12 protein-coding genes, 2 tRNA genes and 1 rRNA gene are annotated in these 14388 nt (G+C 42.4%); 4 read left to right on the forward strand and 11 right to left on the reverse strand.

Annotation, left to right across the window (positions count from 1 at the left end; all coding sequences use genetic code 11):
- Positions 1-154: 154 nt before the first annotated feature.
- From METVE_RS0103570 to tyrS, 4 genes are all read right to left on the reverse strand, one after another.
- Positions 155-230, reverse strand: a tRNA-Ala gene (locus tag METVE_RS0103570).
- A 14-nt stretch (positions 231-244) separates the two neighbouring features.
- Positions 245-321, reverse strand: a tRNA-Ile gene (locus METVE_RS0103575).
- 115 nt (positions 322-436) lie between these two features.
- A 16S ribosomal RNA gene (locus METVE_RS0103580) occupies positions 437-1974 on the reverse strand.
- A 743-nt stretch (positions 1975-2717) separates the two neighbouring features.
- A complete protein-coding gene (tyrS, locus tag METVE_RS0103585) occupies positions 2718-3941 on the reverse strand; it encodes a tyrosine--tRNA ligase (protein WP_020167076.1) in 1224 nt (407 codons plus the stop codon).
- Between the two features lie 105 nt (positions 3942-4046).
- Here tyrS and METVE_RS0103590 point away from each other — a divergent pair, with 105 nt between their 5' ends.
- From METVE_RS0103590 to gltA, 3 genes are all read left to right on the forward strand, one after another.
- Positions 4047-5411 (forward strand): M23 family metallopeptidase, encoded by a 1365-nt coding sequence (locus tag METVE_RS0103590; RefSeq protein WP_020167077.1) that lies wholly within the window; start codon positions 4047-4049, stop codon positions 5409-5411.
- A 40-nt stretch (positions 5412-5451) separates the two neighbouring features.
- Complete coding sequence (locus METVE_RS0103595) at positions 5452-6588, forward strand: anhydro-N-acetylmuramic acid kinase (protein WP_020167078.1); 1137 nt, start codon at positions 5452-5454, stop codon at positions 6586-6588.
- 108 nt (positions 6589-6696) lie between these two features.
- On the forward strand, positions 6697-7998 hold the full coding sequence (gene gltA, locus METVE_RS0103600; RefSeq protein ID WP_020167079.1) for a citrate synthase: 1302 nt from the start codon (positions 6697-6699) through the stop codon (positions 7996-7998).
- A 53-nt stretch (positions 7999-8051) separates the two neighbouring features.
- On the opposite strand, the gene METVE_RS0103605 is transcribed toward gltA, so the two are convergent.
- The 7 genes from METVE_RS0103605 to rplM all read right to left on the reverse strand — a co-directional run bounded on the left by METVE_RS0103605 (position 8052) and on the right by rplM (position 12206).
- Positions 8052-8687: a GDSL-type esterase/lipase family protein gene (locus tag METVE_RS0103605; protein WP_020167080.1), complete on the reverse strand. Its 636-nt coding sequence runs from the start codon at positions 8685-8687 to the stop codon at positions 8052-8054.
- A gap of 84 nt (positions 8688-8771) precedes the next feature.
- On the reverse strand, positions 8772-9137 hold the full coding sequence (gene erpA, locus METVE_RS0103610; RefSeq protein WP_020167081.1) for an iron-sulfur cluster insertion protein ErpA: 366 nt from the start codon (positions 9135-9137) through the stop codon (positions 8772-8774).
- 200 nt (positions 9138-9337) lie between these two features.
- Positions 9338-9721, reverse strand: coding sequence for a bactofilin family protein (locus METVE_RS0103615; RefSeq protein ID WP_026361991.1), 384 nt, complete (start codon positions 9719-9721; stop codon positions 9338-9340).
- Positions 9722-9811: 90 nt separating this feature from the next.
- Complete coding sequence (locus tag METVE_RS0103620) at positions 9812-10183, reverse strand: hypothetical protein (protein WP_020167083.1); 372 nt, start codon at positions 10181-10183, stop codon at positions 9812-9814.
- A 10-nt stretch (positions 10184-10193) separates the two neighbouring features.
- On the reverse strand, positions 10194-11249 hold the full coding sequence (gene argC, locus METVE_RS0103625; protein WP_020167084.1) for an N-acetyl-gamma-glutamyl-phosphate reductase: 1056 nt from the start codon (positions 11247-11249) through the stop codon (positions 10194-10196).
- A gap of 95 nt (positions 11250-11344) precedes the next feature.
- Positions 11345-11737, reverse strand: a complete 393-nt coding sequence (rpsI, locus tag METVE_RS0103630) for a 30S ribosomal protein S9 (RefSeq protein WP_020167085.1) — start codon at positions 11735-11737, stop codon at positions 11345-11347.
- A gap of 25 nt (positions 11738-11762) precedes the next feature.
- Entirely contained in the window at positions 11763-12206 is a 444-nt protein-coding gene (rplM, locus tag METVE_RS0103635) for a 50S ribosomal protein L13 (RefSeq protein WP_020167086.1), read from the reverse strand.
- Between the two features lie 272 nt (positions 12207-12478).
- Here rplM and METVE_RS0103640 point away from each other — a divergent pair, with 272 nt between their 5' ends.
- Positions 12479-14383 carry a type IV pilus assembly protein FimV gene (locus METVE_RS0103640; protein WP_232415373.1) on the forward strand — a complete coding sequence of 635 codons (1905 nt, stop codon included), beginning with the start codon at positions 12479-12481 and terminating at the stop codon, positions 14381-14383.
- Positions 14384-14388 lie beyond the last annotated feature (5 nt).

Below are 14388 nucleotides of genomic sequence, written 5' to 3' on the forward strand. Positions count from 1 at the left end.
CCCATTTTGAGCACACACATATCATCACAATAGCGTGTACTCACTTTACTTCTTCCATTTTGTTAAAGAACAGTCTAGTTAAAAACTAGAAGTAAGCATTCAAACTTAAACGCTTGCTTCTAATTTCTTACCTTACTTACAACATCAAATTTTTTGGTGGAGGATAACGGGATCGAACCGTTGACCCCCTGCTTGCAAAGCAGGTGCTCTCCCAGCTGAGCTAATCCCCCATTTGAGGCTTATCTGGTGGGTCTGGATGGACTCGAACCATCGACCCCCGCCTTATCAAGACGGTGCTCTAACCAGCTGAGCTACAGACCCTGTTAAGGTAGCAATTACATTGCTGCTTTTGCTATGTTGGCCAATCTTTTTTGATGTTGCTTACTATTAAACGACTGATAAGTGTGAATGTTTGTAGCCAAGGTTTGTTCTCTAGAAAGGAGGTGATCCAGCCGCACCTTCCGATACGGCTACCTTGTTACGACTTCACCCCAGTCATGAATACTACCGTGGTAAGCGCCCTCCTTGCGGTTAGACTACCTACTTCTGGTAAAACCCACTCCCATGGTGTGACGGGCGGTGTGTACAAGGCCCGGGAACGTATTCACCGCGACATGCTGATCCGCGATTACTAGCGATTCCGACTTCATGCAGGCGAGTTGCAGCCTGCAATCCGGACTACGATCGGCTTTCTGGGATTAGCTCCCCCTCGCGGGTTGGCGACCCTCTGTACCGACCATTGTATTACGTGTGAAGCCCTGGCCATAAGGGCCATGAGGACTTGACGTCATCCCCACCTTCCTCCGGTTTGTCACCGGCAGTCCCAATAAAGTGCCCAACTAAATGATGGCAATTATTGGCAAGGGTTGCGCTCGTTGCGGGACTTAACCCAACATCTCACGACACGAGCTGACGACAGCCATGCAGCACCTGTGTTACCGTTCTCTTTCGAGCACTAAACCATCTCTGGTAAATTCGGTACATGTCAAGGCCAGGTAAGGTTTTTCGCGTTGCATCGAATTAATCCACATAATCCACCGCTTGTGCGGGCCCCCGTCAATTCATTTGAGTTTTAATCTTGCGATCGTACTCCCCAGGCGGTCTACTTCACGCGTTAGCTGCGTTACTCATGGATTTTACTCCACCAACAACTAGTAGACATCGTTTAGGGCGTGGACTACCAGGGTATCTAATCCTGTTTGCTCCCCACGCTTTCGTGCATGAGCGTCAATATTATCCCAGGGGGCTGCCTTCGCCATTGGTATTCCTCCACATCTCTACGCATTTCACTGCTACACGTGGAATTCTACCCCCCTCTGACATATTCTAGTCTTGTAGTTTCAAACGCAGTTCCTAAGTTGAGCTCAGGGATTTCACATCTGACTTACAAAACAGCCTGCGCACGCTTTACGCCCAGTAATTCCGATTAACGCTCGCACCCTACGTATTACCGCGGCTGCTGGCACGTAGTTAGCCGGTGCTTCTTATCAAGGTACCGTCATTATCACGAGTTATTCGCTCGTAACGTTTCTTCCCTTGCGAAAGAGCTTTACAACCCGAAGGCCTTCTTCACTCACGCGGAATGGCTGGATCAGGCTTGCGCCCATTGTCCAAAATTCCCCACTGCTGCCTCCCGTAGGAGTCTGGACCGTGTCTCAGTTCCAGTGTGGCTGGTCGTCCTCTCAGACCAGCTACTGATCGTCGCCTTGGTGGGCCTTTACCCCACCAACTAGCTAATCAGATATCGGCCGCTCCATTAACGCAAGGTCCGAAGATCCCCTGCTTTCCCCCTTAGGGCGTATGCGGTATTAGCCAACCTTTCGATTAGTTATCCCCCATTATTGGATACGTTCCGATATATTACTCACCCGTTCGCCACTCGCCACCAGACCGAAGTCCGTGCTGCCGTTCGACTTGCATGTGTAAAGCATTCCGCCAGCGTTCAATCTGAGCCATGATCAAACTCTTCAGTTTAATTCACAACTATTACTTTTTCCTCTTTCGAGGTGGTATTCGCTTTTTGCTTTGCAACTCAATCATCTCCTAGAGAAATTCTAAGTATGTGTTGAGCTGTTTTTCTCAAATTCATTGTCAAGGTTTGTGTACTGCTTATCTATTACTAAATAAGCCTTATTACATACTTGTCATAAATTTAAGTGTAAGCATTTGTTATCTTGAGTATTTACTTAAACCAAACAACAAAACATTCAAGGCCGAAACCAAGCATTCATTGCGTCCAAGTAAATGTGTCTTAACCACAAACACCCACACTTATCAGTCGTTCAAATTGTTAAAGAGCCTGTTGTTACTACCGCTTAAGTGAATCACTTTTTGGTATTTCGTTTCACGCTTTGCGTTAACGAGGTGCGCATTATACAGAGCTTTTATGCCCCGTCAATACTAATTTTGAAAGATTCTTCATTAATATTAACAGCGTATTTTATTGCGGCTTTCTTACTACTTTTCGTTACGGTTTTCTGTAACGAGGTGCGCATTATACAGAGCTTTTAAGCCGCGTCAACACTAATTTCGAAAGAGTTCTCATTAATATTAACACTGTTATTTACTGCGTCTTTTTTACTGCTTTCGTTACGGTTTTCTGTAAAGAGGTGCGCATTCTACAGAGGCTTAAAGTTTGGTCAAGCCCTATTTCACGAAGTTACAAAATTGTTACAATCAAATGAAGAAAATACTTAACACTCAAAATCGGCCAAAAACTAAACCAAACTAATCTTGGCGAATTTGCGCTTACCTACTTGCGCGATGACAGAAGTGCCTTTATTGATCTGGAAAGTCTTATCCAGCACTTTTTCACTATCCAGCTTTACACCGCCTTGATCAATTGCACGATTCGCTTCCGATGTACTCTCGACCAAATTGGCCAGCTTAAGTAATTGTGCGATGCCGATACTTGCACCATCGATACTCAGCGTTACTTCGGGCACTTCATCTGGCACGCCGCCTTTGGCGCGCGTTTGAAAATCATTGAGTGCTTTTTCTGCATCGGCTTGACTATGAAAGCGCGCCACGATTTCTTGCGCGAACTTAACCTTCACATTACGTGGATTTTCACCCGCCGCCACTGCCGCTTTCCATTGCTGCACCGTTTCTAGCGATTCAAATGATAGCAACTCTATATAACGCCACATTAACTCATCACTAATCGACATCAGTTTGGCAAAAATAATTTCGGGCGGCTCATTAATACCAATATAGTTATTGAGCGATTTGGACATTTTATTCACACCGTCCAAGCCCTCTAACAACGGCATGGTCAACACACATTGCTGGCTCTGGCCGGCTTGTTTTTGCAACTCGCGACCCATTAACAAATTAAATTTCTGGTCTGTTCCGCCCAATTCAACGTCCGAATTAAGCGCAACTGAATCGTAGCCCTGCAATAATGGATACATAAATTCATGTATCGCAATGGGCTGATTACCTTTAAAGCGCTTAGAAAAATCATCTCGTTCCAGCATGCGGGCAACGGTTAAACTTGCCGCCAGCTTTAGCATACCCGCTGCGCCCAAATCAGTTAACCAACTGGAGTTAAAAACGATCTCGGTTTTATCTTTATCTAAAATCTTAAACACTTGTTCCGCGTAAGATGCCGCATTTTCAATCACCTGCTCTTTTGTTAATGGTGGGCGTGTGACGCTTTTGCCAGTTGGGTCGCCAATCATGCCGGTAAAATCGCCAATCAAAAATAAAATCTGATGACCCAAGTCTTGAAAATGGCGTAATTTATTGATTAATACGGTATGCCCAAGATGCAAATCTGGCGCAGTCGGATCAAAGCCAGCCTTAATGCGCAAGGGAACACCTTTTTTTAATTTTTCGACCAGCTCTTGCTCGATGAGCAATTCTTCACAGCCGCGTTTGATGATGGCTAATGATTGATTAATATTTATATCGGCACTGGTATTCACGGCTTTTTCCAATGGTTAAAAGGTGGCGTTCTTACAAATTGTTACTTTTTATTAGCAGAAAAATTCTGTTACCATGTTTTTCTATTTAAGCATTTGATCGGTTTTTAACGACTTTTTATGACGCAATTTTCGAACAAAAACAGGCAAAAATCTAAGCTTGCTATTTTAACGCAAAACCTATTATTGAGCCTGCGTGATGTGGAATTCTTACATAAAATAAAATTACGCTGGGTTTCGCTGATTTTAGTTTTACCATTTTTTGTGATTATCGCCGCCTTTGGCACTGTATCGCCAGAGTTGCCGCGCTACGTTAAATTAGAAACCGTCATCGAAGATGTCACATTACCGTTAGCCGTTCACAATGTTGATCGTAATGAAGAGTTTTGGCAAATTGATCAGGTGCGGCGTGACGACACGCTGGCTAGCTTATTGAATCGCATGACGATACGTGATGAAGATGCGATTAAGTTTTTGATGCTTTCGCCAGAGGCTCGCGTCATGAATAATCAGTTGGTTCCTGGTCATAGTTTAGAAATTAAGACTAACTTAGACGGAAAATTGCTGCATTTAGAATACGAAGTTGATCATGAAACCATTTTAGTAGCAGGCTTAACGCCCAGCGGCTATCAAGTGGCGACACAGAAGTTAATCCTACAAAATCATCAAGTTTTAAAATCCGCCATTATTGTCAATTCATTATTTGGCGCGACAGATGACGCTGGCATACCTGATCAAGTTGCTTTACAAATCGCCGATATATTTTCCAGTGAAATCGATTTTTACAATGATTTAAGACCTGGCGACCATTTCAATGTGGTGTATGAAGCTCTTTATAACGCTGGCGAAATGATGAAAGTTGGCAATGTGCTAGCGGTTGAATTTGTAAACAAAGGCAAAAAATATCAAGCGGTACATTTTGGTGATGCTGAAGGAAAATTTGCTTATTACACGCCAGAAGGCAAAAGTCTGCATAAATCTTTTTTGCGTTCACCGCTTGAGTTTACGCGCATCAGCTCATCGTTCAGTAGCGGGCGCTTTCATCCTATTTTAAATCGCATTAAAGCGCACAAAGGCGTCGATATGGCTGCGCCATCTGGCACGCGCATTAAAGCTTCTGGCGATGGCGTAGTCGATTTTGTCGGGCGCAAAGGCGGATATGGCAACGTGATCGTACTCAAACACGAAAACGGTGTTAGCACAGTGTACGGGCATTTATCTCGCTTCGCGCCGGGCCTGCGCAGAGGTATGCGTGTATCGCAAGGTGATATTATTGGCTTTGTTGGCATGACGGGTTTAGCCACTGGCCCGCATTTGCATTATGAATTCCTTGTAAATAAAATACATCGCGACCCCATGACAGTCGCTTTGCCCATGAGCGTGCCGATAGATGGCAAATACAAAAAAGAATTCGATGCACAAAGTTTAGATTTAATGGCACAAATTGAAATGCTGAATCGTCGTCACACAGCCAGTACTGATTAATCAAACCCCAAATTAAGTTTAAATAAGCACAAAATTAACCATGTCTAAAGCACAATTATTTATTGGCATCATGTCTGGCACCAGTTTGGATGGCATTGACGTTGCACTGTGCGATTTAAACGACGCCAAATGTATAGTCGCCGCAACGCATTTTTTAGCGTATCCGTCAGCATTAAAAACTCAATTATTACAGCTACATACAATCGGTGAAAACGAACTAGAAATAAGCGCCTTAACCGCCAATAAACTCGCATTTTTATATGCTGAGGCTGTTAATGCTTTATTAGAAAAGCAAAACTTAAAACCAGATGCAATTGCTGCAATTGGCTGTCACGGCCAAACCATTCGCCATAAGCCAGAATTGGGTTTTACATTGCAAATCGGCAATGCGGCTTTGCTGGCAGAGTTGACCAATATCTGCGTAGTATCTGATTTCAGAAGCCGCGACATTGCAGCAGGCGGACAAGGAGCACCATTGGTGCCAGCTTTTCATCAAGCAGTATTTAGCTCTCAGCATAGCAATCGTGCGCTGGTTAACATCGGCGGTATCGCCAATATTACTTATCTTGGCAAAAATATTGACGACTTAACCTTGAATTCCGCCCAAGTTTTGGGTTTTGATTCTGGTCCAGGCAATATGCTGTTAGATGCGTGGGTAAAGCAACATTTAGGCAGAGATTACGATGCAGATGGCGCTTGGGCAGCTTCTGGTCAAGTGATTCAGCCATTGTTAGCACAAATGCTGGCTGAACCATTTTTCGCATTACCTCCACCTAAAAGCACTGGCCGCGATCTGTTTAACGATACTTGGCTTGAGCAACATTTAGCCAATCATCATTGGCTTCCGCAAGATGTCGCGCGCACCTTGGTTGCGCTTACCGCACGCACCATTCACGATGCGCTTGCCCGATATTGTGGCAATGTAAATACCGTTTATTTGTGTGGTGGTGGTGCTCATAACACTTTATTGATCCGGCATTTAGAAGAGATGCTAGCCAATAACCAGCTTACCGCCACACTCGAAAGCACAGCAGAATTAGGTGTCGGCGTGGATTGGGTTGAGGCCGCCGCCTTTGCCTGGCTTGCCAAGCAATGTATCGATAACCAATCTGGCAATTTACCTAGCGTGACTGGTGCAAAAGGTTTGCGCGTTTTAGGCGCAATTTATCCCGCCTAAAACACACGAGTCAGCAAGCATTTGGTATTATTATTGCTTAATCAAACTTAAGTAAACGTCGACTTAATTAAAGCTTCATTTAATTAACGTCCATTTAAAGACCCAATTATGACCATAAAACCCACCAAAGCCACCATCACTTTTGATAATGGTGCAGCGCCAATTGAATTACCGATGTTATCAGGCACGCTAGGCAACGATGTGATTGATATTCGTAGCCTTGGCAAACATGGCGTATTTACCTATGACCCTGGTTTTATGTCCACCGCATCGTGCCATTCAGATATCACTTTTATTGATGGCGAAAAAGGTCTTTTATATTATCGCGGCTATCCCATTGAGCAACTTGCCGAAAACTGTAATTTTTTAGAAGTCTCATATTTGTTGATTAATGGCGAACTGCCAAATACGACGCAAAAAGAAGCGTTTACCAAAACCATTAACTCTCACACCATGTTGCATGATCAACTAAACAATGTGTTTAGAGGTTTTAGGCGCGATGCGCACCCGATGGCAGTAATGGTTGGGGTTGTTGGTTCTATGTCGGCATTTTATTTCAACGATATGAGCGTGTATGACTTTGCCCATCGCCAAGCGTCTGCACTGCGCTTATTGGCTAAAGTGCCAACCATCGCAGCGTGGAGCTATAAATATAATATTGGCCAACCATTTACTTATCCGCAAAATCATCTGAATTATGCTGAAAATTTTATGCATATGATGTTTGCAACGCCATGCGAAACCTACACACCAAACCCTATTTTGGCGGATGCTTTTGAAAAAATCCTTATTTTGCATGCAGACCATGAACAAAATGCATCCACTTCCACCGTACGTTTAGCTGGCTCAAGCGGCGCCAACCCTTATGCTTGTATTGCCGCTGGCATCGCCTCTTTATGGGGTCCTGCACATGGCGGCGCTAACGAAGCCACACTTAAAATGTTAGAAGAAATTGGCGATGTTTCGCGCATTGGCGAATTTATCAAACGCGCTAAAGACAAGTCTGATAGCTTCCGCTTAATGGGTTTTGGTCATCGCGTTTATAGAAGCATGGATCCGCGCGCCGTCATCATGCAACGCACCTGTCATCAAGTATTAAAAGAGCTGGGCTTAAATGACGACCCAATGTTTAAACTTGCTATAGCCTTAGAAAAAATCGCCCTTGAAGACGAATATTTCGTCAGTCGCAAACTATATCCAAACGTCGATTTTTACAGCGGCATTGTGTTACGCGCCATGGGAATTCCTAATAGCATGTTCACCGCCATCTTCGCCCTAGCCCGCACAGCTGGCTGGATAGCGCAATGGTCTGAGATGAACGCCGACCCAGACCACAAAATTGGGCGCCCAAGACAATTGTATACAGGCGAGAACAGACGTGAGTTTGTACCGCTTGATAAAAGAGTTTAAAAATTAGCACCTAAATTATTCTGTAAGCTGTCTTTACTCAGGCTTACAGAATATTAATTTTTAACCTGAAAACCTAAATCTGTTAACGCTTGATGCATTTTATTCCCCACTTCTGCATAGCCAGCCGCATTAGGATGTACTTGGTCAGCTTTCAAGCTTCTATCTGACAATACGTCTGAAAATATAGCTTTAATTAATGGCGTAGCGGTCTCTTTAGCAATCAATGCATACATCGGATGGTCGGTTAACTTGCCCATCACGGCTCTTAAAGCATTAATTTCTGGAATTGCTACTAAAATCGTTTTAATGTTTTGTGCTTTGGCTAATGACAAAATAGCCTTTAAGTTTGCTTCTGTTTCGCTTTGCGGTAGTTGATGCAACAAGTCGTTACCACCCAGTTCAACTATTAATAATTGCGGTTGATATTCTGTTAATAAAACCGGAAGCCGCTCTAAACCAGCTGCCGATGTATCGCCAGCAACGCCTGCGTTAATGATTGTCCAACCGGTTTTTTTAGCCAATAAAGTAGGATAATCTTCGCCCTCTTTTGCGCCAGTTCCATAACTCAAACTATCACCCAAAACAAGTACTGTTGCGCCTTTGGGTATTGCTGCGTATTTTTCTTGCTTGTTACAAGCAGTGACTAAAGCAATGAATAAAATGCACAGAATAACAAAATATTTTTTCACGAAACGTCAGCCTTTAACACAAAAAGCCAAGCAAAAGCTTGGCCTTTATTCTTTATGACACATCAACAATTAATATGAAAAATACTAAACAGAGAATGATGAACCGCAACCACAAGTAGAAGTCGCTTGTGGATTGCGAATCACAAATTGTGAGCCTTGTAGGCTATCTTGATAATCAATCTCTGCTCCCATTAAGTATTGCAGGCTCATCGGGTCAATTAACAAAGTAACGCTGTCTTTTTGCACTTGGGTATCGTCGTCGTTTACTTCTTCTTCAAAAGTAAAGCCGTACTGAAAGCCCGAGCAACCGCCGCCACTGACAAAAACGCGCAATTTCAAATCGGGGCTGCCTTCTTCCTCAATTAATTCTTTCACTTTTTTGGCAGCATTATCAGTAAATACCAACGGTGTTGGCATTTCTACATCAGCTAAATCGGTCACTGCATTCATATTTTGCTCCTTAAACTTCACAATACTGCTTGGCTTAAGATTAAGCCGTTATGTTTTCTATTATATGTCAATCGCTATAGAACACAATTGGGGATTAATGTTCCGTTTTACAAGTGATTAACTATTTAATTTATAAGTCTTATTTTGCAAGATTTGTTTAATTAAGACTTAATTTATAGTGTTAGCCACAACCAGACAATTTAAAGTACTTCGTCTGCTACACCATCACCTAAATAAACCAATTTACCTTCTATTACCGCGCCAGTGTGCATTTCTAGCGATTTGTAATACAAATCGCCTGTAATACGTGCTTTGGTTTGCAGCTCAATAAACTGACTCGCTCTCACTGGGCCAATCACTTTGCCATTCAGTACGATTTTTGCAGCACTCACTGCGCCTTCTATTCTGCCATGCTCACTCACGATAATAGTGCTGGGCGTGTCGCTTTGTTCGCTGACGTTGCCACGAATCACACCATCTACACGCAAACCACCGCTAAAATGCAAATCGCCTTCAATACGTGTATCAGCACCCACTAGCGTATCGATACGGTTATCAATCTTATTGGCTTTCTTAAAAAACATGCTCATTCCCCGCTGCTAAAGGCTTATCCATTACTAAATCTATGATCAAAATAGTCTAAAATATAACGACATCATCAAATCAGCCATCGACTATTTTGAGCTTTTACCTTTCAGCATATTTTTGTAAAAGAATAAATCTTCTTTGATTTTAATGCTCTCATCTTGAACGCTTGCAAGCTCTTTGGCAAGGTTATTATTGGTTGCCAGCTCTATTTGCAACTCACGCTGCGCGCCAACCAGCTTAGTTTGCAGCACTCTATTTTCCAACGCAATCTGTTCAGATTTTTGGCGAATGCTTTGATTTTCTCCGCCCTGAAAAATCCAGTAAGCCGAACCAAACCCCAAAGTAACAAATAATATGGCTAATAGGGTTTGGAAATACCACGGACGCTTTGAACGTACCGCCACTTGTTTAGCAGTTAACCCAAAATGGCGGCGAATTTTACGGCGGACTGGCTTCATAAGCTTTTAATTAAGGCAACAGCGGCACAACTTGCAAACCGCTACTTTCATTCAAGCCAAACATAATATTCATATTTTGCACAGCTTGTCCTGCAGCACCTTTAACCAAATTATCTTGCACCACAACAATGGTTAAGTAGCCCGTATCTGCTTGTTGATGCAAAGCAATACGCAACTGATTAGCGCCGCGCACTGAGCGTGTTTCTGGCAAGCTACCCGCTGGCATCACATCAACAAATACTTCATCGGCATAGCGTTTTTCATAAACTGCTTGCAGGTCTATTTGTTTAGCAGAGTCAGTCAATTTGACATAAAGCGTTGAAAGCATGCCACGTATCATAGGAATCAAGTGCGGGACAAAAATGAAATCTATTTTTTTGCCCGCAGCCAATTGCGTCATCTGCGCATGAATTTCTGGATGGTGCCTATGTCCCGCCACGCCATACGCCCTCATATTGTCACTTGATTCCGCAAACAAAGTCGACACTTCTGCTTTTCTACCCGCGCCTGACACACCCGATTTAGCATCGGCAATAATCGGTGCTGAAAAATCAATTAAGCCAAGCTCTAGCAGTGGCGCCAACCCTAACAAGACAGTTGTGGGGTAGCAACCTGGATTACCAATCACTTTAGCCGATTTAATGTTTTCACGATAAAGCTCTGGAATCCCATAAACGGCTTCATCCAAAATATCTGGGCAGCTGTGCGGCATTTTGTACCATTTCTCAAAAACAGCAGTATCTTGCAATCTAAAATCGGCGGCTAAATCGATTACTTTCACACCCGCTTTCAGCAAAGCTTGCGCTTGACTCATTGCCACACCATGCGGTGTTGCAAAAAATACGACATCACAACTAGTTAAGTCGGCCGTTGTAGGATCAGAAAAAGCTAAATCAACAAATCCACGCAAGCTAGGAAACATATCTGCCACTGGTAAACCTGCTTCACCACGCGAAGTGATTGCTGTTATTTGTGCATGCGGATGAATAGCTAAAAGACGCAGTAACTCTACGCCCGTATAGCCAGTGCCACCCACAATACCAATTTTTAACTTTTGATTTGCCATATGCGTTACGACCAAAATGATAATCTAAAAACCTAAACCTTAAATGAAAAAGGCCGCTAACGCGACCTTTTTTAACTTCATGACGCTTAAATAAATTAGCGTTTAGAGAATTGTTTACGACGACGCGCTTTACGGAAGCCCACTTTTTTACGCTCAACTTCACGTGCATCACGTGTTACGAAACCAGCGTGTGACAATGCACTTTTCAAAGCTGCATCATAGTCAATCAACGCACGTGTAATGCCATGACGCACTGCACCTGCTTGACCAGATTCACCACCACCAATAACGTTAACCATAATATCGAAACTGGTTAAGTTGTTCGTTAACTCTAATGGTTGACGTAAAATCATACGCGCTGTTACGCGTGAAAAGTACTCATCAACAGGTTTATCGTTTACAACGATATTACCTTTACCCGATTTTATGAATACGCGCGCTACTGAACTTTTGCGGCGGCCTGTACCATAATTGTATTTACCAATCATCTTATTTACCCTGTCTCTTAAACTATTAAATAGTCAATGCTTTTGGTTGTTGTGCAGCATGTTCATGCTTATCGCCAGCATAAACTTTCATTTTTTTAATCATTGCATAGCCTAAAGGGCCTTTTGGCAACATACCTTTTACCGCTTTTTCTAAAGCACGACCTGGAAAACGGTCTTGCATTTTAGAGAAAGTAGTAGTGCTAATGCCGCCTGGATAACCAGAGTGACTATGGTATTGTTTGTCAGTCGCTTTTGCGCCTGTCACTTTAATTTTGTCAGCATTAATCACTACAATGTAATCACCCGTATCAACGTGTGGTGTGTAGATGGTTTTATGCTTACCACGTAAGCGGTGCGCTACAGCACTTGCCAGGCGACCTAACACTAAATCGGTTGCGTCAATCACAAACCAATCGTGTTGTACTTCGTGCGATTTTGCAGAAAATGTTTTTCCAGAAAAAATATTCATCGTATAACTACCTAATTAAGCCGGTTCAGTATTAAGCCGTATACTTTCTACAGCTTATAAAATCAAGAGGGCGGATTATATGCTTTTGCTTATCCGCTTGTCAATTACAAAAAATGATTAATTACTCTATTTTTACAGTTAATACTGAATATAGAATTTTTGGATATTGCTTGGTCGAATATCCACAGCGATATCAAATGCATATATTTGAGTTGGCACACAGATTGCTTACCCAAATACATGAACGATAGTCTGAAGAACAGGTAATCATTATGCAAACCAATTATATATTAAAAGAAGCCGTTATGACGGCACTTGCCATTCTAAGCATTGGCCTGCACAGCCAGGCTTTTGCTGTTGGCTTGGGCGAGATTGAGGTGAGATCGCATATCGGTCAGCCGCTGCAAGCCAGAATTAACGTGCAAGGCATTGGTGAGCTTAAGGACAAAGCCTGTTTTAGGATTGGCGGCGATTCTGACGGCATTAACGCGATTAATCATGCCAATTTAAAGCTCACTAATATTAAAGGTGATGAAGGTGTTTTAACGATTTCTACTACTGAGGCGATTAGTGAGCCAATTGTCAGCTTGTCGGTTATTGCAGAATGTGATTCTAATTTTCGTCGCGATTACGTGTTGTTAATTGACCCGCTTTTAACCACTGAAATTAATCAAACAAGTGATGAAGAAACAATCAGCTCTGTCGAAAATATCGACAATATTGCAAAAAAACCTGCGCTAGCCGTCGCGCAAACGACCAGAATAAATAATAGTAATAAAAAAAATACCGGCAAAAAACAATCTGCTGATAAACAAATTATTGCCAATAAAAATACCTCTAACGAGAATACTGTATTGAGCGTTGATTATGGCGCGCAAAAAACAGTTAACAATAATGATGGTGCAAATTCAAATACCAGCAGTGCTGCCATTAAAAAAACGCCAAAAGAATCCAAACCTCGTTTGAGTATTTCTGGTGGCGATGTATTTAATAATGCCAACAGCATCGGCTTACGTTTAGATAAACAATTACATTTTTCTGCAGAAACAGCGCCGGAAGCACTTGCCAGCAACATTGCGGTTGAAGATGAAGCAACTGTATTGAGCAATCGCCTTGCACATTTAGAGCAACAAATTACCACCTTGCAACAACGCAACAATGTGTTGGAAGCCGAAAAAAAATTAACCACACAACCTACTCAACAAAACACGCAAAAATCAAAAATAGCTAAATCTAACTTTGGTGATAACTTTAATTTCGCTTGGTGGCCATATTTGGCTGGTGCTGGCTTGCTTATAGCTAGCTATTTTTCGGCAGATTTTTGGCGCCGTCGTCGCCAATCGCAACAATTAGATAACGCTGAGGATGTATGGGACGTTTTAGACGCAAACTCAAATAATGTAGGTTATTACAAAGAGCTTGATTTTAATGACACACTTTTTGAAAGCAAACCAGTTGCAGATGCAGCGACTAAAGCAGAAGATGCATTAGTCGCTGACGATTTTGAGGCAACTCAAACCATTTCAGTACCTTTTCAAATTGAAGAAGAACTTTTTGAAAACAACATTTTGGATCATGCTGATGTATTTTTGTCTCATGGTCGCACCAGCTTAGCGATCCAATTATTGCAAAATCATTTGCAGGATTATCCAAAACAATCTGTCACTATCTGGTTATTTTTGTTGGATTTATTGGCCAAAGAAAATTTACAGGCGGTTTACGAGCAAACTACGCTGGAATGTAAAGAGCATTTCAATATCCGCATTGCCGCATTTACTAATGACGAAGCCAGCCCAAAACAAAAATTAGAAGATTTTCCACGCTTAACTGCCGGTTTAGAGCAAGCATGGGGAACGCCTGCCGCCTTAGTTTACTTGGATGACTTAATCTACAACAGTCGCTTAGAAAACCGCGTTGGATTTGAAAAAAGCGTATTAGAAGAGTTGGTTTTATTAAGAAGCATTGCCCAAAGCAATGTTAACAAAGCAGATGTAATTCAATTGGATGAGAAAAAAATGGCGATTAAAGAACTGAAAGAAGCAAAATTAGCGGCAACTAAAGCAAATAAATTACAGAAACTGGAAGAGTTAACCTTGGTTGCAGCAGCAAAAAATGATTCCAAATCACTTGAAATACCTGAGGAAATGTTTGAATTCAACTTGGTTGATTATAAATAGCTTTC

Origin of the sequence: Methylotenera versatilis 79 (genome assembly GCF_000384375.1) — a bacterium.
Lineage (GTDB): Bacteria > Pseudomonadota > Gammaproteobacteria > Burkholderiales > Methylophilaceae > Methylotenera_A > Methylotenera_A versatilis_B.

Coding starts and splice junctions, on each gene's coding strand:
- METVE_RS0103590 (WP_020167077.1), top strand. CDS start 4,047: ATGACGCAATTTTCGAACAAAAACAGGCAAAAATCTAAGCTTGCTATT.
- METVE_RS0103595 (WP_020167078.1), top strand. CDS start 5,452: ATGTCTAAAGCACAATTATTTATTGGCATCATGTCTGGCACCAGTTTG.
- gltA (WP_020167079.1), top strand. CDS start 6,697: ATGACCATAAAACCCACCAAAGCCACCATCACTTTTGATAATGGTGCA.
- erpA (WP_020167081.1), bottom strand. CDS start 9,137: ATGAATGCAGTGACCGATTTAGCTGATGTAGAAATGCCAACACCGTTG.
- METVE_RS0103615 (WP_026361991.1), bottom strand. CDS start 9,721: ATGTTTTTTAAGAAAGCCAATAAGATTGATAACCGTATCGATACGCTA.
- METVE_RS0103620 (WP_020167083.1), bottom strand. CDS start 10,183: ATGAAGCCAGTCCGCCGTAAAATTCGCCGCCATTTTGGGTTAACTGCT.
- argC (WP_020167084.1), bottom strand. CDS start 11,249: ATGGCAAATCAAAAGTTAAAAATTGGTATTGTGGGTGGCACTGGCTAT.
- rpsI (WP_020167085.1), bottom strand. CDS start 11,737: ATGATTGGTAAATACAATTATGGTACAGGCCGCCGCAAAAGTTCAGTA.
- rplM (WP_020167086.1), bottom strand. CDS start 12,206: ATGAATATTTTTTCTGGAAAAACATTTTCTGCAAAATCGCACGAAGTA.
- METVE_RS0103640 (WP_232415373.1), top strand. CDS start 12,479: ATGCAAACCAATTATATATTAAAAGAAGCCGTTATGACGGCACTTGCC.